We start from the raw sequence: 22,320 nt of genomic DNA on the forward strand, positions 1-22,320 counted from the left end.
TAGGAAACTGTCAAGTCAATGTTGACAAACCCCCCATAGGAACTTGTAGAGGCGATCGCTCGTATACTCCCAAAAAATCGCCCTTGTGGCAACCCCTCCCCCGTTTCACAAACGAACGGGGCAGCTGATCTTCAAGCCGTTGGGTAGTAGGATACCTTGTACACGCGTTGCACTCAAAGATAGTACTTTCCTCCCAAGTTGGGACACGGGAAGGGGTGAGGGTGCTACTTCGCCAATGCAACGCGCGTATTACTTGATGGCAGCAACTACCCGCATAAAGGTCATGGCTCAGAGTGCCCGCCGTATGGCGATCGCCTTTAAACAAGAGGGTAATGTGCTCATTAGCACTCTCATCTCTGGTGTATACCTATGATAAGAAAGTCAAATCGATACCACTGGGTTTTATCCGGAAAAGTCTCAAGTGCATAAGAAGAATGTACTAAACAAGATAAATGTCAAAGAAGTACTATTCGACACATATCTAAACAGAGCTTTGTGCCCGATTAAGTATTTCAACATTGAGTTTCTTAAATTTCTTATGAACAGATTAACCCTTATACCAACAGCATGGTCACTCTATATAAAATCTTCATATTATGTCATTGAAATATAAATAAATTACAAAATTTTTCAATGTAATGGTACTGTATCTATAAATGCATCCCTCCAGTCTTATCAGTATTTTTTTTAGACTTCAGACAGGGTAACGTATCTATCACTTGGTTTATGACGAAGCTCAAGACAGCCCTCTAAGGTGTCAAAACTATGTGATTCGCTAACATGTTCATTAACCTTTGTGCGTGTGTTGAATAACTTGGCAATCGAACACACTTAATTATCTATGCCAGGATTGAATCGAGGCGTGCAACCACGTAAAACTATAAGTTAGACAAGTTACTAAGCCTATGCTGAAGTCAGACAGATATCCTCACCCGTTGTCACAAGCCTACACAGCCCAGTCGAATGAAGAAGGTGGATTGAATCTGGGTCAAGTTGGAGCAACTCTCCGCCGTCGCGCCTTGTTGATTGCTGGTGTAACAGGCGTGGTGGCTACGGCAGCGGTGTTGAAGGCAGAAACAGATCCTCCAGTGTATCAAGGCAAGTTTGAGATTCTCACTAAGCCTGTGACTGGTGAAGGTCGGGCAGTATCCAATGTCCCTCAAACCCTAAGTTCACAAGAAGGGGTAGCACCTCCTGAACAAGTCGTACAGACAACGATCAAAGTTTTAGAGAGTCATGTGATACTAGACCCGGTGATCAAGAAGCTTCAGGAGAAATATCACACAAAATATCCAAACCTGAACTACGACTTAATCGCTGGTATTTTACAAATACAAGCCCAACAGCAAAATATTTTAGAAGTCCAATTTACAAGTTCAGATCAAGAGCTAGTAAGCGATGTTTTAACATTAGTGAAAGATGCCTATGTGCAATATAGTCTGGAAGAACGTCAAGACGAAGTTAAGCAGGCAATAAAGTTTGTTGATGAACAAAAACAGCCTTTAGAGAAGCGGGTTGAAGCCTGGCAAGAAAGACTGCGAATCATTCGACAAAAGAATGACTTGGTAGAACCAGCACAGAAAGCTCAAGAAATATCTAATCAGGTTGCTACTTTAACGCAACAGCGAGCAGAAAATCGGGTGCAGCTAGAACAAATGCTAGCGACCTATCAGGACTTGAAACGGGAATTAGCGCAACAGCCTGGCGAGAGAGCTGGGAATTCGGTGCTGAGCGAAAATGCTCGCTACCAAAAGATACTGGATCAAATCCAAACAGTAGAAATTGAGGGCAAAAAAAGTGCAGCTAAATTAACAAATAATAACCCTAGTATGCAGTTTTTACAGGAGCAGAAGGCAAACTTACTGCCAATGCTTACTGCAGAAGAGAACCGCGTGAAAAGAGATTATGAAAGCCGTATCCGGGCACTGCAAGCGCGTGATAAATCTTTGGGAGAAAAAATTGATTCTTTCAATAAGTATCTTAGAGAGTTAGCAGTCACTATCCGTGAATACGATAACATTCAGCGGGAATTAAAGATTGCCACTGAAGGTCTGACTCAATTTTCAACCAAAAAACAAGCATTGCAGATTGAGCAAGCTCAAAGGTTACCATCTTGGAAGTTACTCGACCCCCAACTCCAGGAAGTGAAAGAACCAAGGGCTGTGGCAGACAGTGCCAAACGTAACTTAGCTTTGGGGACAATGTTAGGTTTGCTGTTGGGTACAGGTGCAGCTTTAGTTGCGGATAAGCTCAGCAATGTCCTATATTCTTCTAAAGACCTGAAGGAAGCGACAGGATTACCACTATTAGGAGTCGTTCCCTTAAGAAAAGAACTTGGAACATTAGCTCGGCAAGAAGCCGGTGGTGGATTACAACAAGCAGCTAGAGCCTCCTTTTTTGAAGTCTTTCGCTCTCTTTATACCAATATTCTTCTTCTTGGCTCGGATACACCGATCCGTTCACTGGTTATTAGTTCGGCGGCAGAAGAAGATGGTAAGACGACTGTGGCAATAAATCTAGCGCTTGCAGCAGCAGCAATGGGGCAACGAGTCCTACTAGTAGATGCCAATCTCCGCTCTCCCACAATTCATAATCGCGTCGGTTTGATGAATATTCAGGGATTGACCGATGTCATTTCACAAGACCTAGACTGGAACAATGTGATTGAGCGATCGCCCTTAGAAGATAACCTATTTGTCCTTAGTGCTGGTCCAATTCCTCCTGACTCAATCAGGTTGCTTGCGTCTCAGAAAATGCAGGATCTGATGAGCGAGTTGCAAGGTGCTTTTGATTTAGTGATTTATGACACGCCGCCTCTCGTAGGATTTGCTGATGCTAACCTGCTGGCTGCTAATACCAATGGACTTATACTAGTCGCTGGATTGGGCAATCTCAAACGTACTATCTTCCAGCAAGCATTAGAAGAACTCCAAGTATCTGGCACACCTATTTTAGGGGTGATCGCCAATAAATCCAAAGATGCCACCCCAGCCTCATATAGCTATTACCAGCAGTATTACAAGCACAGCACGAGCGGCGAAAGAAGTGGAGAGGATAGCATTAACGTCAGTCATTCCACATCAAACTCATCTTCTTTTAGAAACGGTGGAAGAAACTCATAACCAATAAGTTCCTAGTTGCGCCCAAGCGCAACTACAATTGCATTGACACAGCAAAACAAGCTTGGGGATTTTTGCCTCATTGTTAGGTTCGGTGGATGTTGTCGCTGCTTTGCTCGTTATGAAACCGCTAAGTCTTGGGAAAAAGATGGAGAAAGCTGGTTGCAACACGTAGTACTCTATTGGGAGCATCAATATTAGACTCATAGTTATGACAAGTGCGCGAATTCATTCTTGGGTGACGTGTCCTCAACCGAATCCTCAAGCTTCCCTGCGTTTATTCTGTTTCCCCTACGCAGGTGGTAGTTCTGTGATTTTTCGTACATGGTCTCGCAGTCTACCCACAACTGTTGAAGTGTGTCCCATCGAATTGCCAGGACGCGGAACACAGATGAAGTTGCCTGCATTCACGCAGCTACAACCTCTAGTCCAAGCCATTGCTCCTGTTCTCCTGCCACATTTAGACAAACCGTTTGCCTTTTTCGGTCACAGTATGGGTGGGCTCGTTAGCTTTGAGCTTGTCCGTCTACTGCGTAAAGAGTATAATATTATTCCAGATCACCTGTTTGTATCTGGTCGGCGTGCCCCTCAAATCCCTGACCCAAAGCCACCCATCCACGCCCTTCCAGAGCCTGAATTCAAAGAGGAATTGCGCCGTCTCAATGGTACTCCGGAAGCGGTGCTGCAAAACGCCGAACTGATGCAACTTCTTGTCCCAATTTTACGAGCAGACTTTGCAGTTCTGGAAACCTATGTTTATACTACCGAGCCACCCCTGAACTGTCCTATCAGTGCTTATGGTGGCTCAGAGGATGAAGAAGCGAGTTACGATGAACTCCAAGCCTGGCAGAACCAAACAAATGCTGCATTTTCTCTACAGATGTTTACAGGCGATCATTTCTTCCTGCACTCAGCCCAATCAGTTCTGCTGCAGTCTCTTTCCCAAGAACTACACCGGATTACGAGTTGAATGAAGCGTTTGAGCCTAGGTTTATTGGAAAGCCCTTTTGATTCTATTTTAGATGACTGCTATTTTGCTTTTTTAGGGTTTTAAAACCTTAACTTCATTATTTTATTAACACGAGAAATAATTTTTTCTTCAACATCTTTACCTAAATTCACACTATGATTGTGACTTCCTTTGAGAGTACAATCAGGCAGGAAAGCTAGAAAAAAATTTACAGTAAAATCCTCCAAAAGGAGGAGCATAAGGGCTTATCGTCGTTTACAGCGGTATAGGAACTAGATTCATACAATATTTATATCAATATGGCGGGTCAGGTTTTCCTTGCTTATAATTAAGGAAAAAGGTGTAAAACAAAAGCACCAACATCTAAAGAAAACCACAAAAAACTAAGTTAAATAAATCTGAAAATTATCGAAACTGTAAAATAACAAAATTTAACGGTGCCAGATTAGCATCAACAATTTGAGCATTATAGCTGCTAGCAAAAATTGAGCATAGCTCAAGGGGATTTTTTGCGCCAAGGAAATTTTTTCTTAGCAGTAGAATGGTTCACATTTTGACTGGAAATTTTCACATTGGGTTCGACCATATAGCCAAGCCAAATTTTTGAAAGTGTCAACATGGCTATATTTGGTCAACCTGAGGAGGATAGTAAAATGTTGGAATTACGAAAAAAAGACTTTAATTGTATTACCAGTTACGCTTTAGAAAACATATCTTCTATAAATGTAGATAAGCTGAAGCCTTTGTTTAACAAGCTTCCTGTAGATCCATATTTGGCAGGCAACTATCGTTTTAGGCGACTCTCTCATTTTAAAATTTCTGGCAACAGCATAATCAAGCTGCCCCATAGACCTTTCTATCAGGCAAGACAATATAATCCTTTACTGGGTAATCTAGTCAGGGAGTATCCAGAACTAGATGATGAACTGATACAATTGGAAGATTTTCAGAGAATTATTTTAGAATTTTTCGAGTTTTGTAAAGTCTGCTCAACCTACAAAGAAGTTGCAGTTCATCAGATTAGAATCACCGCTTCCTCAGAGCAAATAGGCGAACCAGCCCCAGAGGGAATCCATAAAGATGGAGTAGACATGATTTGTATATTCTCTGTGAATAGAGAAAGGATTGAAGGGGGAGAAACTCATCTCTATAAATCTAAGGATGACAGCCCAGTTTTGAACAAAATTCTCAATCCTGGGGAAATGTTAGTATTCAGCGACAAGGAATTTTTCCATTTTACGTCTGCTATCAATGCAATAGCCTTAGAGGGCGGTGTGAGAGATGTGTTTGTGTTAACTTGTCCAGGATTGATTCCGTCCAAAGAGAATTGAAGAAGAACAAGAGAACTCAGAACACAGAACTCAGAATGCAATTATTTGACGGTACAACCGACGGGAGCATCCCAAATGTTTAAATTGCCTCTCGTTCTGACAACTGATTTCTGCGTTCTGTGTTAGTAAAAAATTAAATTAAATATCCAGACGTTAACCTCTATCAAAAATAAAGGAGTTTTTTATGGTTGACCTTGACTTGGGGTGGATACGCAATCAGTTTCCAGCACTTTCACAACAAATCAATGATCAACCTGTGATTTTCTTTGATGGACCTGGTGGTACTCAGGTGCCAAGTAGCGTGATAGATGCGATCGCCGAATACCTACTAAAGTCAAACGCCAATGCTCACGGGGCTTTTGCCACAAGTCAGCGGACAGATGCACTCATCACTTCAGCTCGTGCAGCCATAGCTGATTTATTGGGGTGCAATTTGGACGAAGTGGTCTTTGGTGCAAACATGACCACGCTGACGTATACCTTGAGTCGAGCGATCGCCCGCGAACTCCAACCCGGTGATGAAATTATTGTCACCAAGCTAGACCATTATGCCAACGTTTCACCTTGGTATGCGCTTTCCGAACCCGGTGTTGTGATTCGTGAGGTTGATATCAACGTAGAAGACTGCACGCTAAACATGAACCATCTCCAGCAGCAGATGAATGAGCGGACGCGATTAGTTGCAGTGGGGTATGCGTCCAACGCTGTCGGCACAATTAACGACGTGGCAACAGTTGTAAAATTAGCTCATGCTGTTGGGGCGATGGTTTTTGTTGATGCAGTTCATTACGTTGCTCATGCTCCAATTGACGTACACGTGCTTGAGTGCGACTTTCTCGCTTGCTCCGCTTATAAATTCTTTGGACCCCATGTTGGAGTATTGTATGCAAAGCGTGAGCATCTTGAACGGCTGCGTCCTTACAAAGTCCAGCCAGCCCCAGAAGAACTTCCATCTCGTTGGGAAACTGGAACCCAGAACTACGAGGGGCTAGCGGGGTTGGTGGCAGCAATCAACTACTTAACCCAAATAGGTCATCGAGTGTTGCCAGGTGTTAAGAACCGCCGAGAAGCTTTGTTAGCAGCGATGATCGCAATTAAGCAATACGAAAGAGATTTGTGCCAAAAGTTGGTTACAGGATTGTTACAAGTTCCTGATCTAACTTTATACGGCATCACCGATCCAACCCGCTTTGACTGGCGGACACCAACCGTTGGCATCCGACTTGCTGGGCAACCACCTCACGCCATTGCCAAAGCGTTGGGTGAGCAGGGTATTTTTACTTGGAACGGCAACTTTTATGCGCTTGGTCTTACCGAGAAGTTAGGAGTTGAGTCAAGCGGGGGACTTCTGCGGATTGGGCTTGTACACTATAACACCGTTGAAGAGATTCAGCGTTTGTTGAAAGCGCTGTCGCAGAGGGTGTAGAGTAATCCGTGTGTGTAAAGACGTTCCAGTGCAACGTCTTTACACTCCTTTGCTCGACATTCAGTCCAATAAGTCGGGTTGCTGGCGGACAATCATGTCATACAGTGACTGGAAACTGAACCAACCCATGAAATGTGATCCAACTTGGCGATAAGTCAGACTAGCGGTATCAGGGTTAATCAGCACTGGCTTCCCTGCTGCTTCAGCCATTAACTGCGATTGACACGAGCGATCCATTGTGATGAACCACCACGCTGTTTCATCCACTGAGCGACCAACTGTCAGTAAACCATGGTTGCGAAGAATGACCGCTTTCTTTTGCCCCAGAGTAGTGGCAATATCCTGACTTTGTTCCAAATCCAGCACCACTCCAGTATAGTCCTGAAACACAGCGTGGTCTTCATAGAAAGCGCAAGCATCCTGGGTAAGTGGGTCGAGAAGGCGTCCCAAAGTTGACCAGGTTTTGCCATAAAGGGAATGTGCGTGAGCAGCCGCTACTACATCTGGTCGCGCTTTATGGATCTGCGAGTGTATAGCGAAAGCAGCAGCATTTACTGGCTTGTCACCCTCAACGACCTCACCCTTATGGTTGACCAGCACAAGATCTGAAACTCGGATGTGACCAAAGTACAGCCCAAAAGGGTTAACCCAAAAATGGTCATGCAACTCAGGGTCGCGAGCAGTGATGTGTCCGGCGATGCCTTCATCGAATCCGTAACGAGCGAACAAACGAAAGGCAGCAGCCAAACGCTGCTTGCGATGGAGACGCTCATCTTCCACACGCTCAAACTTAGGTGGATGGGGAAGTTCTCCCTTGGAGAATTTTGAGGGGTCTATTGTGAGCATAGTTTTATCTCCATATCAATTCCATTGCTATTAGACAACAGAATTTTTTCTAAGTTAAGTTTTTAAAGTTTTGTAAACTTATACATCGGTTATAATTTAATTATAGCCTCCTCAGAATTTTGTTTAAAAGCTCTCTGGATTGGCTTTAGGAAAAGCCTGCCTATAAAGTTATTTCCTCGCATATTCATTCAGGTTCTGTTTTCAAGTGTGTCATTCCTGAGGTTAACCCTTTGTGGAAGACATGGAAATTTCTTGATCGGCAGTTCAGTTTGGTTTGAAAGGAGAGCAATATGAAAAATCAGTATTTAGCAACTTCTACAACAGCTTACAATTCAAATGAAACTTTGACTGCAAGTGAGTCACCTTTTGTCGAAGCTGACGGAGTTCTATTGTACAAGGAAAACTGCAAGACTCCGGAATTTTTAAACTCATCCTCTTCTATAACGCTATTTGGCGAGTCAGTTATCGTAGACCACTTTGTGCTGCTGTTTCCTGAGCGAGAAACCCTGACAAACTACGCTGATGCACTGGTGAAGTACGGTGCCCAAATCACTGAAGGACCAGGACTATGGCCCGATGACTTTTGCTCCAACTTTGATGCATTGCCGCAAGACATATCAACGTATTTCCTCGCAGCGTTAATGCCTTCAGGTGTCATCTTCGTGTTACTTGTACCTCATGCGCCGAACGATAAACTTGACATCTTGTTGAACAAGCGCGGTGTCAACGCCGTCCATCACGTTGCCCTTCGGGTTAACGATATATATGCAGCAGCAGCGGCGTGGCAGAAAAAGGGTTTTATTCCCTTGTCTATGACTCCTCAAGATGATGGCTGCTTGTGCCAGTGGTTCCTTGGCAACTCAGCCGAGCAAATAATAGAACTCATTTATCGCCGATGTGGAGGTAGAGAAACCTTTTCCTGTCCAAATATTGCTGGTTTACGCCTTTCGGAAGGAGAACTGACAAAAATGAAACATCTTTCCCTTAGATAATAAGGAATATCTGAACTTTTTCAGTAACTTTATCCAAGGAGAAAAAAATGTCAGATTTCCATGACTTCTTGAAACATCAATTTGCCTATGTTGCAATAGGAGAATTTAAACCAGGCAAGTTTGAAGAAGCTAAAAGACTTTACGAAAAAGCTGTCTCAACTTATACCCAAGGCTTCAAAAAAGCATATATGCTGCAAGAACCGGGAACTGACAAAGGAATTGCGGTCATTTTTTGGGAAAACGTGGAAGATATGGAAGCTAATCATAGCGAGGCTTACGATAATATCTTGAAACAGATGATGCCCTTGTTTGTCAAGGCTCCAACGACTTATTTACATGAAGTTGTTTGTGAGATTGAACCAGCAGTGAGTCAAAATTCTAATCTCGACGAATAGCTAGGACTGTGACGGTTGGTAAGAAGGGGTATCAAATTTACAGCAGTTTGTTCGTGCGTGAGGTACAGCTCCTAGACTTCACGCGCTAGATATGAAGACTGTTTTACTCCTGACTCCTGAATTGTGCTGTATGAAAATGAAACCACAGATGGACACAGATGCACACAGATAAATAACTAGTGTTAATCGGTGTGCATCTGTGGTTCTAAATACAGCAGTTTGTTCCTGCGTGAGGTAAACAACCTAGACTTTACGCACCAGATATGAAAGCTGTTTTACTCCTGACTCCTGACCCGTGACTGCTGAATTCTGCTGTATCACTCGTGCTCGTTCTGTTTTTCCACCAGGTAGGACAATAAAAGATTTGTAATCTCTTGCTCAAGTTGCCCATCGCTCAGCAATTCAGGACATTCAATAACTGCTGCATGGGTTAAAGATTCAACAGTGCGCCCTAAAATAAACACTGTCAAATCGAGATTTTGTGGTTTAACTTGATCTCGCCATCTCTCTAAATAAGACCGAAGCAAAGCGTTAATTTGTTCTTCTGCATTCCCGACTTGCTTAAGCCGACCAATTCGAGGGACTTCCTCATCCAGCACTTTATGCAGTTTTGGATTGACTGCGTGAGCTGCGATCGCCGCTTTCACTAATTCAGGCAAAGCAACTTCTATCGGAGCATCGAACAAATCTTTTAGTTTCGATTCGACCAACTCAATCATCTCATTGACATGATGCTCGACAAGTGAAGCGACTAAGGCTTCTTTGTTGGGGAAGTACTGATACAGCGATCCAATGCTCACTCCAGCTAGCTCTGCAATCCGATTTGTACTTGCTTTGTCATACCCCTCGTCAGTGAGAATGCGAGCAGTTGCAGTCAAAATGGCATCGACTGTTATTTTGGAACGGTCTTGCTGCGGCAATTTACGGGGTATGGTGGGAATTTTGCGAGGCATCGGAATCACCAAATCAAATGCGAGTTGCTAAAAGTGAGTTATCACTCGTATCATATGAGTGATGGCTCACATTATACCAGTATGAATTCACCCAAATATCGCCTGTTTGTCTGTACAAAACAACGTGATGCCAATGATCCAGAGGGTTGCTGCCATAACTGTGGAGCGCTGGAAATTTATCAAGCCTTCGAGGAGGAGATTTCACAGCGACAGCTAGAAAATCAGGTGGAAATTCGTCGCTCTGGTTGTCTCGACCATTGTGAAGCTGGAGCTGTTGCTATGATTTCTCAACCTAAGCCTCATGAAGTGTCGTGGTTACCTACAAAAATTCAGAAAAAAATTGCCTCTAACAAACATTATTACGGTCGCCTCAAACGTGCAGATATTGCTGAACTAGTCGAGAGTCATTTTGTCAATGGACAGCCACTGAAACGCTGCCTTCTTTAGAAGAGGCTATCAACCTATGACAGCCATTCAAGACCAGGTGATTCTGGTAACAGGTTCAACAGACGGTATCGGGAAACAGACCGCTCATGACTTAGCAAAGATGGGAGCAACTGTCCTTTTGCATGGGCGTAGTCGAGAACGAGCAGAAGTAACACTGCAAGAAATTTTTGCTGCAACCGGGAGCGATCGCCTGGAATACTATCTAGCAGACTTCTCATCGCTTGCCGATGTGCGGCGTTTGGCAGAAGCCGTGCGATCTCAGCACTGCACTTTAAATACTTTAATCAACAATGCAGGCATTGGTGCGGGTGATCTCACAGATACACAGCGTGCATTGAGCCAGGATGGCTATGAGTTGCGCTTGGCAGTCAATTACCTTGCCCCGTTTTTGCTGACTCACCTGCTATTGCCTTGTTTACAGCATACAGTACCCTCACGAATTATTAATGTTGCCTCTTTTGGACAGCAGCCAATTGATTTTGAAAATGTCATGCTGGAGCAACACTATGATCCCATGCAAGCTTATTGCCAAAGCAAACTGGCAGGTATAATGTTTACCTTTGATTTGGCTGAGGAACTCAAAAACAAGGGCATCACAGTTAATTGCTTGAATCCTGGATCTCGTTTGAATACAAAGATGGTGCGCGAGATGTTTGGAGAGTATCGAGGTAGTGTGCAGTCAGGCGCAGATGCAATCATTTATGTTGCAACATCTCATCAGCTAGAAGGTGTCACAGGCAAGTATTTTGACCAGATGCAAGAGTCTCAAGCCATCGCGCAGGCATATAATCACCAAGCCCGCCAAAAATTATGGCAACTGAGTAAATCGCTCTGTAATATGTAACCCTTAGCAAGAGAGGATTTAGAGTACAGTGAAAGCGGCAGGAGCGATCGCCTTTGTACTTTTTCGTCCCGCCAACTTACTCATTTTAGATGAGCCAACGAATCACAAAGGCAGTTTGTTGAAATTTTAAACTATAAATTCAGCTAAACTTTTATAAAGATTTGGTAAAGTATTCGTAAAATTTCTATTAAATACCTCCGAAGCCAGTGCTATTTGAATTTGTCCTACATTACACTTAAACCGAGTACTTAAAATTGTCTAAAGACAGTTGCAAAGTAAAGAGTTTGTGCATATAGTGCAACTCTGAATTAGAGCCTCAGAAGTTATTCCTATGATCAGACCAGGTTTTATTCCATCAACCCTCCAGGCTCACATCCACCAAACACTGTTAAAAGGTTCTCTTTTCCTGGGATATAATCCCGTTGTTCAAAGAGTCTCTGCTGTACGAATTCCTGGTGGTTTGACTCCACCCTAAGTTGAAAAATTTGAATTGCTCTCGTGGTAGATATCAGAGGCATGGGCTTAATGCTGTCCAGCCTTGCGAGAGATAAGCTAAATCCAGTTAGTGTTTTTGTTTTTTAGCTAACAAGATTCTGAAGCTTTCTAAAACCCTAATTTTATAGTAGACGTTGTTACCTGAGTTTTTAAAGTAGCTACAAAAACTTGGTAACACTGCTACGGTATCTGCGACTCTAGCCTGTTCTCCTAGATATGGAAGAACTTAAGCCAAGGCTTTGTCGAGATGGTGTTAGGTGAAATCTGTTTGCTTTGAATTGCTGGCTTTTTAAGCAATTAATCTTTGATTAAATACTCCGATAAGTCTTTTTTTGCTTAGCAAGAATTACTTCTTAAAAGTACATTTTAGTACTTATCCCAGAGTTTTAAGCTGTGGGAACGGAGTATTAGCTTAATCTCCTCCATTTTGAAGCCAGGTTAGTCATTGCTCTGCTGAGTTACACCGCTCTTTCAGTAAGAACTGTAAGTTTTGACTGAATAAACCAGCCTTTTTTGGTCTTGTTCCGGTACGGAACTTTCTCAGATAGTAGACCTCAGCAACGGTTGTTGACAAATTTTTTAAGGCTTAATTTACTGCATTATTATCTAAAGGAAATACTCATGACTACCGAATATTCTTTTTCAACAGGGATACGTTTACAAGAAATTTTAGTAACTACTTTATTAAGAGAAATTTCAATAATTGATTTAGGACCAAAGCTGCGAAATCTGGTATATCGTAGTATCTTTTCACGGATAGGTAGCTCAGTTTATATTCAAGAGGGGGTTAAATTTACCGGGACTTCTTCTATTGAAATTGGAAACGGGGTGCGTATTTTCAAAGGTGTTCGTATAGATGCACGAGGACACAAAAATAATAAAATTTATTTGGACAATGGAGTTACGATTGAGCGTAACGTTAATATCCAGTGTTTGGAGAACACTTACATACACATCGAACAAGATACTTTCATCGGTCCTGGTGTTTGTATTGCTGGATCTGGAGACATCAAAATTGGCAAGCGATGTCTTATTGCAGCAAACTCTGGAATATATGCAAATAATTATAATTTTTCAAATCCCATAGAGCCAATTAAATACCAAGGTATTTCTCGCAAGGGAATTGTGATTGAGGATGATTGTTGGCTGGGTCATGGAGTGACGATATTAAACGGAGTAACTATTGGTGAAGGTAGTGTCATTAGTACAGGAGCGGTTGTGACCAAAGATGTTCCTCCCTACTCCGTCGTTGTCGGTGTACCTGCACGAGTTATCAAAAACCGAACTAGCAAGCAACGGGTGAATACTAAAGACTAACGCTGCTGCCTAGTCTTTCCTACAACAAAGATTATCAGTTACATCAAATTCTGATTCTTTGTTTTCACTCGCTGATATAATTCCTCCATTGCTTCAATAAAAGAATTATCCTTTTGCCAAAAAGCTGGGAAATCACCCTGTTTCTTAATCAAAATTGCTGAAACTGCGCTGGGAGTTGCAACTTCAATCGTTTGAGGTAATCGCTTTGTCCCTAACCAAAATTCCCTTGCGCTAGGCTTTTGGTCTATCTGCTGTTTAGAAAGCTTTGTATACAAAGAAGTCGAAGCTTCTATCTCAATTTCTTTAGCATCAAGTTCCTCAGAAAGCGCTTTACCCAAAGGTGATTCAGCTAGTTTTGCCTGAAGTTCTGCTTTCGATAATCCCCGTAGTTCAAATAGCAAAAATGGGTTCTGATCTAGTTGAGAAGCAACGAGATAGTAAACCCCAGCAATGTGTTTGCAGGGATTGGCATAATCTGGACAAGAGCATGAAGTTTTGAAATCCTTTTTGCTATGAGGTAATAGGTGTAATCCTGATTCCGAAAAAGAGTCTTCAATGTTTTCTGGGACTTCGTTAAGTAGTAGCCGAGAAACAATACTCGCTTTAGATGAAAGTTGCTGGATAATTTCATTCCAGCGTGTTTTGGCAATGGATGTAATTTCTATTGAAATGTTGTATGTTGGTTCTTTGTAAACTCCAAAGTAGGGATTAACTGACCCTTTTACCATAGCTGTGATGTGATTTTGCTCAATTTCAAAGCTCAACACTTTCCCACCACGAGCATAGGAACGTCCGCGTTGTAGTCTGGCTTCATCGGTAAAAGCTTCTAGTGCTTTAATAAAGCGATCGCCCCACCAAGTTCGACTAAATTTAGCCATAAATTCCTCCAGAAAAGAACTCAGAATGCACAACTCAGAACTCAGGAGTCGGAATTGAGAATGGAAGTAGAATAGGCTGTAAGTAACCTGCTGACTTCTTCAAGTTGAGATGTCAATTCTAAACTATTCCCGTACTCAAGGTCTTTTGCTAGAATCAAGTAATAACGGCACTCTTCTAAAGAGCAATGGGCAATATTGATAAACCGTAGTTTATCAGGAGCCGTTTTTTTCCTAAATCCTTCTGCAATATTAGCTGGAATAGAAACTGCTGCTCGCCTCAGTTGAGAAGTCAATCCGTAAACCTCTGTTTTGGGGAAATCAGCACTAAATTGATAGACTCCTAAAACAAATTGATGCGCCTTTTGCCAAACAATCAAATCCTGAAAAGTTTTTGCTGGCTCCCTCTTCATCACTGACTCCTAAAGTTCAGAACATAGGACTTAGTTGTTATAACCCAAAATTCTGAGTTCCTAGCTGCGGAGTTCTGAGTTCTCTATTCTAATATCGCGCTTTTATTTAACGCGATAAGTTCCTTAAAAGCTTCATTATCCAATTCTGTTAACCAAGACTCATCAGCACCAACGACAGCAGCAGAGAGTTTTTTCTTATCTTCAATCATTTGGTCAATCCTCTCTTCTAAAGTGCCAATGGCAACAAATTTATGGACAAAAACATTCTTCTTTTGACCAATACGAAAAGCTCTGTCAGTTGCTTGATTTTCTACTGCTGGATTCCACCAACGGTCAAAGTGGAAAACATGGTTAGCTTTCGTAAGGGTAATGCCAACACCACCTGCTTTCAGAGAAAGTATAAAAACAGATGATTCTGTTTCTGGGTCTTGGAATTCTGCAATCATCTTTTCCCGTCTTTGGCGGCTAGTACCCCCGTGTAGATAGTAGGTATTGCAATGGAGAGAATGTTTGAGATATTTCTCTATATTTTCGCAAATTTCAGTGAATTGACTAAAAATGAGGAGGTTTTCTCCTTCTGATAAAGCCTCTTCCACCATCTCTGCTAAACGACTTAATTTATGCGATCGCTCAGGTAAAAATTCGCTCCCATCTTGTAAAAACTGTGCTGGATGGTTGCAAATCTGCTTCAATTTCATCAGCGTTGAGAGGATTAATCCTTTGCGTTGAATTCCCTCTGCTGTTTGCAGTTTTTCCTCCACATCCTTGACAACAACTTCGTAGAGTGATGCCTGTTCTTTCGTTAAATTTGTGTAGAGTTTTTGTTCAATTTTATCTGGCAAATCATTGATGATAGATTGGTCAGTCTTGACGCGCCGTAAAATCAATGGTTCAACTAACTTTTTGAGAGTCGTTGATTTTATTTTGTCATTCTCTTTTTGAATGGGAATCTCAAAGGACTTGCGAAACTGCGCTTCTTTCCCCAAGTAGCCAGGATTGAGAAAGTTAAAAATTGACCACAAATCTAGCAAGCGGTTTTCTACAGGAGTTCCAGTTAAGGCAAGTTTGTGTTTTGCTGAGAGTTTCAAAATTGCTTTGGTCTGTGCAGCTTTGGGATTTTTAATATTTTGCGCTTCATCCAGTACCACCCGCTGCCAGTTGACACTACTAAGTAGTTTTTCATCTTTGCGAGCCAGGGTAAAGGAACTAATCACCACATCATGCTGTAGACTCGCTGCTTTAAAGTCTGCCTGTTGCTGAATACGGTTACTACCGTGATGCACCATCGTTTTAAGATGAGGTGCAAATTTGAGGATTTCTTTCTGCCAGTTTCCCACAACTGAAGTCGGAGCGATTAATAGTGTAGGCATTACGGAGGATGTTACTCCCCCATCTCCCTCATCTCTCTCCTGCACGAGTCTAGCAATCACCTGCACCGACTTACCCAAGCCCATATCGTCCGCCAGACAGCCATTCAATCCCAATCTTTCCAAGTATTGCAACCATGAGACGCCGCGCTTTTGATACTCACGCAGATTTCCTTGCAACTGTAGCAGCTCAGAAATGGGTTCCAGGCGGCTTTTGTCTTGCAACTTTGCCATTGTTTCAGACAAAAATTCGTCATATTCAAATTCCCAGTCGTCACCCGCTTCAGCACTACGTTGCAGGAACTCTAGCATCGTCATTTCTGATTTTTCATCAGCGTGTGACTGCCAAAATTCCAGGAACTGCTGCATTTTATCTCGGTCTAATTCCATCCATTGACCGCGAAAATGCACCAGGGGAGTTTTAGCGTTGATGAGTTGTTCCCATTCCTGTGAAGTTACAACTTGGTCACCAATTGCCAGTTCATACTGATACTCTACCAGTGAGTCAAGGCTGAAATAGCTTTTTGTCTTGCTTTTCGTTGCAGATAGTTTGCTACCAGATGCTTTCAGGCGAATTTTTGCCCGACGGCGACCTGCAGGTGTATACCAGGCAGGTACAATGACTTTGAAACCAGCATCTTCCAGTACCCAAGCACTTTCCCTTAGGAAGTCAAAAGCCTCTTCTAGGCTGAGTTGCAGTCCCGTGGGGTGTTGTGTTTCCAATCCCTGCCATAGCTGAGGATACATACGTGCTGCATAGCCCAGATTCAGCAGCAGATCCGTTTCAAAGTCTTTGCCAAACTGCTTGTGTACCCCTGTTTTGGTTTTTTGACTCATTGTCCAGTAGTCAGCCAGCGCTAGTTTCAGCGAGGGATCTTGTTTGCTAGCTACGAGGAATTGAATTTGCCAGTTATCTATTGTCTCTGGGGGAGGAGAGTGCAACTGAAAGCAGAGATGAAAAGGGGAGTCGCTTTGGGTACGGGTAATTTTGGTTTTCCATGTCAACCATTGCTTGTATTCTTCTAAAGCAGTATCCGTTGTCTGTGGGTTGTAGCTGTTTGGATGTAAGCAATGGTGAATGAGGGAATCAGCAATTTGTTTGTCAAAAGCAGCCGTTGAGGGTGTGTGGGTGACTAGATCGTGAAGGAGAAACTCACTGAAGTGACGCAAAAGCTTTTCTTTATCAAAGAAGTCCACCGGATCACTAGGTGATACCGAACCCGCCACACAAATTAGCGGCATATATTCGATATACTTTTTCAGGTTTGATTCGTATTGTTCAGAAATAATTTCCCAAGTGGCGTAGATTTCAAATGGCTGTGTTTGCTCAGTTTTTTTCTTGGCTTTTTTATTAATCTTAGTAACGGTAGCTTCTAATTCACGGTATTTTAGTGCAGGAATATATTGGTCTTTGAGAATGACTTGTTTAAAGGCTTGAGTGTAGTGATACCAAAACAAGAGGTCTGAGCCAAGTTGAATTTCGCCTGAACTATATAGTGCTAAAAAGTGGATTTCATTGAGGAGTTTTATAGCATTGATGGCTTTCGAGGTTCGATAAGAATCAGTTTTGACAGATATTACAGCCTCATAACAATCTACCTGCCAGTATTGAAATCCTTCATATTCTTCAGGAATTTCAATTTCCAAATACTTAATTAATTCCGGTGAAGGAAGGGGCTGATTATTGGCAGTTGGTAGGGCAAAGTATTTGGGAGATATGCGATCGCTTAAGGTAGCTGCTGGTTCTTTGATGCCTAATTGGGCTAAAAAAGCTACCAATTCATCCTGTGCTAGATGTCCAGGGTGAATTTGTTGATTTTTGTAACGATGTTTTTTGAGTTCAGGGGTTTCTACCCACAGATAAAAAGACCCTGGCTGAATAAAGTCAGCGACTGTGTTGGGTATCCATGTACCATGAATTACTTTCATGAGTCCAGGTTTTGGATTGTCTAGAAGTTCTAGAGGCTCTAGATTACTTTACCAAAAGTAGGTATGGGGTTTTACACAATTATGCAAAGAATTTAGAATTTTTTGATTCTACTAAAGTGAGGCACTGGCGAGAGCAAGAGCTGAGGAACTGGAAGCATTCATGGAAATTGTTCCAGCCGCTGTCTGGATTGCCCACGATCCAGAGTGTCATCAAATGACGGCAAACCAAGCGGCATACGAACTGATGAGAACCACAGTAGATTCAGTTGCAACTGTCACTCTTGCCGATGGTGTGTATCAGTTCAAGTTCAAGCTACAGAGGAACGGTGAGGATATTCCATCAGAAGAGTTATCCATGCAGAAAGCTGGAAGAACCGGACAGGTAGTAGAGTAACCTTTGTAGAGACGTTCCATGGAACGTCTCTACACCTGTACAAGGGCGGCACATTCGTGCCACGGACTCGTCGCAAAGCGTCCCGTGAGGGATACGCTGTCATAAAAAATCCTTAACTGAATAGTATTGACTTCTAAAAAAATTTCAAAACATTATTCATCTATCTTTTCGGAGATAATATACAATCCAGTCTCCAACTAATTTTTCATTAGCTCTTTTTGCTTTTTTACTCCAGTAGGTTATATCTTCGTTGATCCATAGACCTCCTCCATTTGTCGCTGAGATAGGTGAACGATGGTCAATATCTAAAGAATATTCATAGCTATGGACATAGTTAAACCACTGAGAGTCACAATAAGAATTGTATATTGAAAGATTCGTCTTGTTAAATATAATTTCTAGGCTTTTTCGGGAGTATATGAAAAAATGACGAGGGGCATGAAATCCCCACCAGTTTTCCTGAAATTTCCTAAATTCTATTGAATCAAAATTCGGAAATCTTAAAATACATATACCTCCCACCTTAAGTAGTTCATCTATTTTGGCTGCCGCTTCAAAAGGATTAGGAAAATGCTCAAATGAGTGGTTTAATGTAATTAAATCGAATTTACCAGTCATGCTCGGTAAATCCTTCTTCAATATTTTAGCTCCATTATTAAATACAAGATCAGCGTCAATAAAAGGATCACATCCTATAGTATTTATAAATCCAAACTCAACCAAAATTTGTACTAAAGAGCCACTACCACTACCAATATCAAGAATCTGAGCATCTAAGCTTGGTATAACACCAATCAATGCTCTTAATCCAAGACTTAATCTTTGTTCCAAAATACTATATATAGCTTTGCTTCTCAAATTATTATTGAGCATGAGGTATCTATAGTAAGGATATATAAAAATATTTTTTATTTTTTTCTTCCATTCTTTGATATTAAAGGTATTGGCTGAAGAAAGAGCATCATAATCTTCGTAGTACTTAGCTAGATTGTCAGGAATATCTTCTGGAAGTAAAAACAAGGTGTGACACTCAGAGCATAATCCATAACGGAATATCTCTCGCGTTCCTTGAACCATTTCTTTTACATTTAATATTTTCTTAGTGTCACTTTCGCAAATAGGACATTTAGACATGATGCACCTACCCCCTCAGCGATTATAAACAATGAATTTTTAATAAACCGCTCCTGAGCCAAGAACGCCAAGATTAAGAGATTCACATCTTGCACCTGAAAAAATAAATGTTATTGAAACACTAAGTACTAAGCGTAAAGTGCTTTATTTTCGATAAAGAACCGCATAAGAAAATGTAACTTTCTTTCTGCGCTTTTTGCTTTATTGTGGTTTATACGGATAGGTGCAAGATATCAGGAGAGAAACGTTTTTCATCAACTATTTTTTCATCGAAAATTTGGGTAGAAACCCCGTCCTTATAGGACGGCAATACACATTCTTTGTTGTGAACCATTACCGCCTTGGGGTTACTAGATTCGGTGTACCTTTGTAATGTACTTTCAATGGGACAGTTGCCATCTCAAATCGTTCACCCCAACGGGAGAGCCAGTTCCCTACGGCGGGAAACCCGCCGATGACTGACTGGACTCACCTGTACGCATAACGGTTTTGCACTCGATGTGCCTTCCCAAGTGGGAGTAATGTTAGCCTTGACAAAGTTATTGGTCGGTACTTTCGCTTGCGACACTGGCTTAACCCTCTAAACCTGTTTAATCGTCCGGTTTCAGAGTCCGGGACTGGCTATGCCTATCGGCACGCTGCGCGAACGCATCCCGGAGTGAGAACTTGAACACTTACCAATAACGTAGTACGCTTCGGTACTGAGTCGGGTCAGCTAATCCGCTTAGGTTTGAGGCTAGAAGCCCCGAGCCGCCAGCCAGGGGTGCTGACATCTCAGTGTGAGATATGTTTTGTTTTTAGTATATAGGATTCGTGAAAACTTAAAGATTTTTTTGTCAAGAGTAAAACATGAGCCTGGTTGTCTGCGGCATGATATCATGTTCGGTTAATTAGTTATGATTTCCACGTTAACTGCACCCCACCCCTTAATCCCCTCCCCCGCAGTCGCCTCAACGGGGGGAACCCCCGCACGGCGCTGCTCTCCGCTCGCGGGGAGGGGAGGTGAAGCGCAGCTTTACGGGGTGGGGTTATTCGGGTAATGATAAGTATTCAACCGGACTTGATATGAGTCCATCTGTGCATACAGCGCATCAGACAAAAGGCAGAAATCAGACATTTTGAAAGAGCTGGTTCTACCCTGCTATAAGGTTATAGCGGTTCGGGAGTTGAGTGCAATACATTAAGAAATAAGAACCACAGATGGACGAGGCAGTGCGTTGCGGTGAGACAGCCCTGCAGGCGGGTTTCCCGCCGTAGGGGACTGCGAACCCGAAGGGGGGTTCCCCCCGTTGAAGCAACTGCCGTACAGATGGACACAGATAAATTTGTACTTCATTCAATTGAGTTGCGCTATAGTTTCACCAAGCAACGGCTAAACCATCAGCACGAGGCTCACTGGCAGCAATGAGCACTTGATTCTGCTTCAAGATAATTTGACCTTTACCAAAAAATTCCTTTGGACTTGGCACCACATTATGACCGCGCTTTTGTAGTCCCTGTACTATATTAGAGGCTACACTTTGCTCTACAAGAACTGTAGAATCTTCGGTAAACTGCCATCTGGGAGCGTCCAAAGCAGCTTGGGGATTCATGCCATAATCCACCAAATTAACCACGACTTGCAGATGTCCCTGAGGTTGCATAGCTCTACCCATCACACCGAATGGTCCAATCGGTTGATGATCTTGAGTCAAAAAACCAGGAATAATTGTATGCAGAGGGCGCTTTCCTGGTGCTAGCTGGTTGGGATGCCCTGACTCTAAGGTAAATCCGCATCCCCGATTTTGCAGTGCAATGCCAGTGCCAGCAGGAAGAATGCCACTTCCAAAACCAAAGTAGTTAGATTGGATCAAAGATATCATCAATTCACCATCAGCCGCCGCGAGATACACAGTTCCACCTTTCGGTAATCCTGGGTTCGCTGTGGGAATTGCCTTTTCCCCAATCAAAGAGCGACGAGAAGCTGCATAATCCAACTCGAGAAGCTGCGACGAAGAAACTTGTAGAAAAGGCTCGTCTGCAATGTACTTGTACAAATCAGCAAAGGCAAGTTTCAATGCCTCAATTTGCAAGTGGTAGCTTTCAGGTGATTCGCGTTTGATTTTGGACAAATCAAAGCCAGAGAGAATATTTAAAGCAATTAAAGTTGCAATACCTTGGGTGTTGGGTGGTAGTTCCCAAACGGTGATTCCTCGGTAGTTAGTTGAGATTGGTGTTACCCAGTGGGGTTGATGTGCAGCTAAGTCACTGGCAATCAAGTATCCGCCAGTGTCTGCGGCAAAGTTAGCTATGCGTTCAGCAAGTCTACCTCGGTAAAAGCTTTCGCCACCAGTAGCAGCTATTTCCCGCAGTGTATCAGCATGAGCTTGGGAATGCCAAATTTCTCCGGCGGCTGGTGCTCTATTGTGAGGGAAAAAAACTTCTTTAAACGGCGCAAATTCAGCACCTGTTAGGGGGAGGAAAATTTTTTCTGCTTGCTTCCAAAGAAGTGATGTGACTGGCGATACGGGGAAACCTTGCTCGGCATAGCGAATCGCTGGTGCAAATAACTGCTCAAAAGGCAGGCGTCCCCAACGTTCCCACAATGTCCGCCATCCAGAAACAGCACCTGGTACGGTAACAGCACGCCAGTCAATTTGTGGCACAGCCTTGAGTCCGGCAAACTGTTCTAAAGTCAGATTTTGCGGGCTTTTACCAGAAGCATTTAAACCGTGCATTTGCCCGTCCCAAACTAAGGCAAAAGCATCTGAACCAATACCGTTGCCCGTGGGTTCTACTACCGTCAAGGCGATCGCCATTGCCACAGCAGCATCCACCGCGTTTCCCCCAGCCCATAACATCTCCATCCCAGCCATAGCAGCCAACGGTTGACTTGTCGCGACAGCACCGCGAGTCCCCATAACAGCTCGTCGGGTACTTGGGTAGGGGTAGTCCGTGAGGTTTCGTAATAGCAAGGGCGATTTGCTGAGTTGTGGCTATTTTTTAACGTAAGCTACTCACATTCTTTACAATTTGTTACCACTGTTTTCGAGTTCCCCAAAACGGGGTAAAACAAGTGGCATACCATTTCATA

Annotated in this window: 20 protein-coding genes; 12 read left to right on the plus strand and 8 right to left on the minus strand. The window is 42.8% G+C overall.

Going from position 1 to position 22,320, the window contains the following annotated elements; genetic code table 11:
• Positions 1-235: 235 nt before the first annotated feature.
• The 5 genes from AACT52_RS14760 to AACT52_RS14780 all read left to right on the plus strand — a co-directional run bounded on the left by AACT52_RS14760 (position 236) and on the right by AACT52_RS14780 (position 6,846).
• Positions 236-373 carry a hypothetical protein gene (locus tag AACT52_RS14760; RefSeq protein ID WP_158054639.1) on the plus strand — a complete coding sequence of 46 codons (138 nt, stop codon included), beginning with the start codon at positions 236-238 and terminating at the stop codon, positions 371-373.
• 532 nt (positions 374-905) lie between these two features.
• A complete protein-coding gene (locus AACT52_RS14765; RefSeq protein WP_073631712.1) occupies positions 906-3,122 on the plus strand; it encodes a GumC family protein in 2,217 nt (738 codons plus the stop codon).
• A 208-nt stretch (positions 3,123-3,330) separates the two neighbouring features.
• Positions 3,331-4,089 carry a thioesterase II family protein gene (locus AACT52_RS14770; protein WP_073631716.1) on the plus strand — a complete coding sequence of 253 codons (759 nt, stop codon included), beginning with the start codon at positions 3,331-3,333 and terminating at the stop codon, positions 4,087-4,089.
• Positions 4,090-4,742: 653 nt separating this feature from the next.
• Positions 4,743-5,420 carry a 2OG-Fe dioxygenase family protein gene (locus AACT52_RS14775; RefSeq protein ID WP_073631786.1) on the plus strand — a complete coding sequence of 226 codons (678 nt, stop codon included), beginning with the start codon at positions 4,743-4,745 and terminating at the stop codon, positions 5,418-5,420.
• A 184-nt stretch (positions 5,421-5,604) separates the two neighbouring features.
• A complete protein-coding gene (locus AACT52_RS14780) occupies positions 5,605-6,846 on the plus strand; it encodes a cysteine desulfurase-like protein (protein ID WP_073631718.1) in 1,242 nt (413 codons plus the stop codon).
• A 60-nt stretch (positions 6,847-6,906) separates the two neighbouring features.
• Here the strand turns inward: AACT52_RS14780 and AACT52_RS14785 are convergent, their stop codons facing one another.
• Positions 6,907-7,692 (minus strand): class II aldolase/adducin family protein, encoded by a 786-nt coding sequence (locus AACT52_RS14785; protein ID WP_073631720.1) that lies wholly within the window; start codon positions 7,690-7,692, stop codon positions 6,907-6,909.
• Between the two features lie 290 nt (positions 7,693-7,982).
• Between AACT52_RS14785 and AACT52_RS14790 the strand changes: the two genes are divergently transcribed.
• Positions 7,983-8,684 carry a hypothetical protein gene (locus AACT52_RS14790; protein ID WP_073631722.1) on the plus strand — a complete coding sequence of 234 codons (702 nt, stop codon included), beginning with the start codon at positions 7,983-7,985 and terminating at the stop codon, positions 8,682-8,684.
• A gap of 47 nt (positions 8,685-8,731) precedes the next feature.
• On the plus strand, positions 8,732-9,079 hold the full coding sequence (locus tag AACT52_RS14795) for an antibiotic biosynthesis monooxygenase (protein ID WP_073631725.1): 348 nt from the start codon (positions 8,732-8,734) through the stop codon (positions 9,077-9,079).
• Positions 9,080-9,396: 317 nt separating this feature from the next.
• Here the strand turns inward: AACT52_RS14795 and AACT52_RS14800 are convergent, their stop codons facing one another.
• Positions 9,397-10,032 carry a TetR/AcrR family transcriptional regulator gene (locus AACT52_RS14800; protein WP_073631727.1) on the minus strand — a complete coding sequence of 212 codons (636 nt, stop codon included), beginning with the start codon at positions 10,030-10,032 and terminating at the stop codon, positions 9,397-9,399.
• A gap of 81 nt (positions 10,033-10,113) precedes the next feature.
• On the opposite strand from AACT52_RS14800, the gene AACT52_RS14805 reads away from it, so the two are divergent.
• The 4 genes from AACT52_RS14805 (at position 10,114) to AACT52_RS14820 (ending at position 13,135) form a co-directional block, all read left to right on the plus strand.
• Positions 10,114-10,479, plus strand: a complete 366-nt coding sequence (locus tag AACT52_RS14805) for a (2Fe-2S) ferredoxin domain-containing protein (RefSeq protein WP_073631729.1) — start codon at positions 10,114-10,116, stop codon at positions 10,477-10,479.
• Between the two features lie 16 nt (positions 10,480-10,495).
• Positions 10,496-11,323, plus strand: a complete 828-nt coding sequence (locus AACT52_RS14810; RefSeq protein WP_073631731.1) for an SDR family NAD(P)-dependent oxidoreductase — start codon at positions 10,496-10,498, stop codon at positions 11,321-11,323.
• A gap of 331 nt (positions 11,324-11,654) precedes the next feature.
• Entirely contained in the window at positions 11,655-11,798 is a 144-nt protein-coding gene (locus AACT52_RS14815; protein WP_198940920.1) for a hypothetical protein, read from the plus strand.
• 641 nt (positions 11,799-12,439) lie between these two features.
• Positions 12,440-13,135, plus strand: coding sequence for an acyltransferase (locus AACT52_RS14820; protein WP_073631733.1), 696 nt, complete (start codon positions 12,440-12,442; stop codon positions 13,133-13,135).
• A 38-nt stretch (positions 13,136-13,173) separates the two neighbouring features.
• On the opposite strand, the gene AACT52_RS14825 is transcribed toward AACT52_RS14820, so the two are convergent.
• From AACT52_RS14825 to AACT52_RS14835, 3 genes are all read right to left on the minus strand, one after another.
• Positions 13,174-14,013, minus strand: a complete 840-nt coding sequence (locus AACT52_RS14825) for an SWIM zinc finger family protein (protein ID WP_073631735.1) — start codon at positions 14,011-14,013, stop codon at positions 13,174-13,176.
• A 41-nt stretch (positions 14,014-14,054) separates the two neighbouring features.
• Positions 14,055-14,423, minus strand: a complete 369-nt coding sequence (locus tag AACT52_RS14830; protein WP_073631737.1) for a four helix bundle protein — start codon at positions 14,421-14,423, stop codon at positions 14,055-14,057.
• An 83-nt stretch (positions 14,424-14,506) separates the two neighbouring features.
• Complete coding sequence (locus tag AACT52_RS14835; RefSeq protein WP_073631739.1) at positions 14,507-17,719, minus strand: DEAD/DEAH box helicase; 3,213 nt, start codon at positions 17,717-17,719, stop codon at positions 14,507-14,509.
• Positions 17,720-17,879: 160 nt separating this feature from the next.
• On the opposite strand from AACT52_RS14835, the gene AACT52_RS14840 reads away from it, so the two are divergent.
• The gene (locus AACT52_RS14840) at positions 17,880-18,113 is read left to right on the plus strand and encodes a hypothetical protein (protein WP_073631741.1); all 234 of its coding nucleotides are present in this window, start codon (positions 17,880-17,882) and stop codon (positions 18,111-18,113) included.
• A gap of 156 nt (positions 18,114-18,269) precedes the next feature.
• Here the strand turns inward: AACT52_RS14840 and AACT52_RS14845 are convergent, their stop codons facing one another.
• From AACT52_RS14845 to AACT52_RS14855, 3 genes are all read right to left on the minus strand, one after another.
• Positions 18,270-19,247 (minus strand): class I SAM-dependent methyltransferase, encoded by a 978-nt coding sequence (locus AACT52_RS14845; protein WP_073631743.1) that lies wholly within the window; start codon positions 19,245-19,247, stop codon positions 18,270-18,272.
• A 409-nt stretch (positions 19,248-19,656) separates the two neighbouring features.
• Entirely contained in the window at positions 19,657-19,815 is a 159-nt protein-coding gene (locus AACT52_RS14850; protein ID WP_158054641.1) for a hypothetical protein, read from the minus strand.
• Positions 19,816-20,605: 790 nt separating this feature from the next.
• Positions 20,606-22,201 (minus strand): gamma-glutamyltransferase family protein, encoded by a 1,596-nt coding sequence (locus tag AACT52_RS14855; RefSeq protein WP_198940921.1) that lies wholly within the window; start codon positions 22,199-22,201, stop codon positions 20,606-20,608.
• Between the last annotated feature and the right edge of the window lie 119 nt (positions 22,202-22,320).

The sequence above is a fragment of the Scytonema sp. HK-05 genome (genome assembly GCF_963872035.1).
Classification (GTDB): domain Bacteria; phylum Cyanobacteriota; class Cyanobacteriia; order Cyanobacteriales; family Nostocaceae; genus Kalymmatonema.

Coding starts and splice junctions, on each gene's coding strand:
- AACT52_RS14760 (WP_158054639.1), top strand. CDS start 236: ATGCAACGCGCGTATTACTTGATGGCAGCAACTACCCGCATAAAGGTC.
- AACT52_RS14765 (WP_073631712.1), top strand. CDS start 906: ATGCTGAAGTCAGACAGATATCCTCACCCGTTGTCACAAGCCTACACA.
- AACT52_RS14770 (WP_073631716.1), top strand. CDS start 3,331: ATGACAAGTGCGCGAATTCATTCTTGGGTGACGTGTCCTCAACCGAAT.
- AACT52_RS14775 (WP_073631786.1), top strand. CDS start 4,743: ATGTTGGAATTACGAAAAAAAGACTTTAATTGTATTACCAGTTACGCT.
- AACT52_RS14780 (WP_073631718.1), top strand. CDS start 5,605: ATGGTTGACCTTGACTTGGGGTGGATACGCAATCAGTTTCCAGCACTT.
- AACT52_RS14785 (WP_073631720.1), bottom strand. CDS start 7,692: ATGCTCACAATAGACCCCTCAAAATTCTCCAAGGGAGAACTTCCCCAT.
- AACT52_RS14790 (WP_073631722.1), top strand. CDS start 7,983: ATGAAAAATCAGTATTTAGCAACTTCTACAACAGCTTACAATTCAAAT.
- AACT52_RS14795 (WP_073631725.1), top strand. CDS start 8,732: ATGTCAGATTTCCATGACTTCTTGAAACATCAATTTGCCTATGTTGCA.
- AACT52_RS14800 (WP_073631727.1), bottom strand. CDS start 10,032: ATGCCTCGCAAAATTCCCACCATACCCCGTAAATTGCCGCAGCAAGAC.
- AACT52_RS14805 (WP_073631729.1), top strand. CDS start 10,114: ATGAATTCACCCAAATATCGCCTGTTTGTCTGTACAAAACAACGTGAT.
- AACT52_RS14810 (WP_073631731.1), top strand. CDS start 10,496: ATGACAGCCATTCAAGACCAGGTGATTCTGGTAACAGGTTCAACAGAC.
- AACT52_RS14815 (WP_198940920.1), top strand. CDS start 11,655: ATGATCAGACCAGGTTTTATTCCATCAACCCTCCAGGCTCACATCCAC.
- AACT52_RS14820 (WP_073631733.1), top strand. CDS start 12,440: ATGACTACCGAATATTCTTTTTCAACAGGGATACGTTTACAAGAAATT.
- AACT52_RS14825 (WP_073631735.1), bottom strand. CDS start 14,013: ATGGCTAAATTTAGTCGAACTTGGTGGGGCGATCGCTTTATTAAAGCA.
- AACT52_RS14830 (WP_073631737.1), bottom strand. CDS start 14,423: ATGAAGAGGGAGCCAGCAAAAACTTTTCAGGATTTGATTGTTTGGCAA.
- AACT52_RS14835 (WP_073631739.1), bottom strand. CDS start 17,719: ATGAAAGTAATTCATGGTACATGGATACCCAACACAGTCGCTGACTTT.
- AACT52_RS14840 (WP_073631741.1), top strand. CDS start 17,880: ATGGAAATTGTTCCAGCCGCTGTCTGGATTGCCCACGATCCAGAGTGT.
- AACT52_RS14845 (WP_073631743.1), bottom strand. CDS start 19,247: ATGTCTAAATGTCCTATTTGCGAAAGTGACACTAAGAAAATATTAAAT.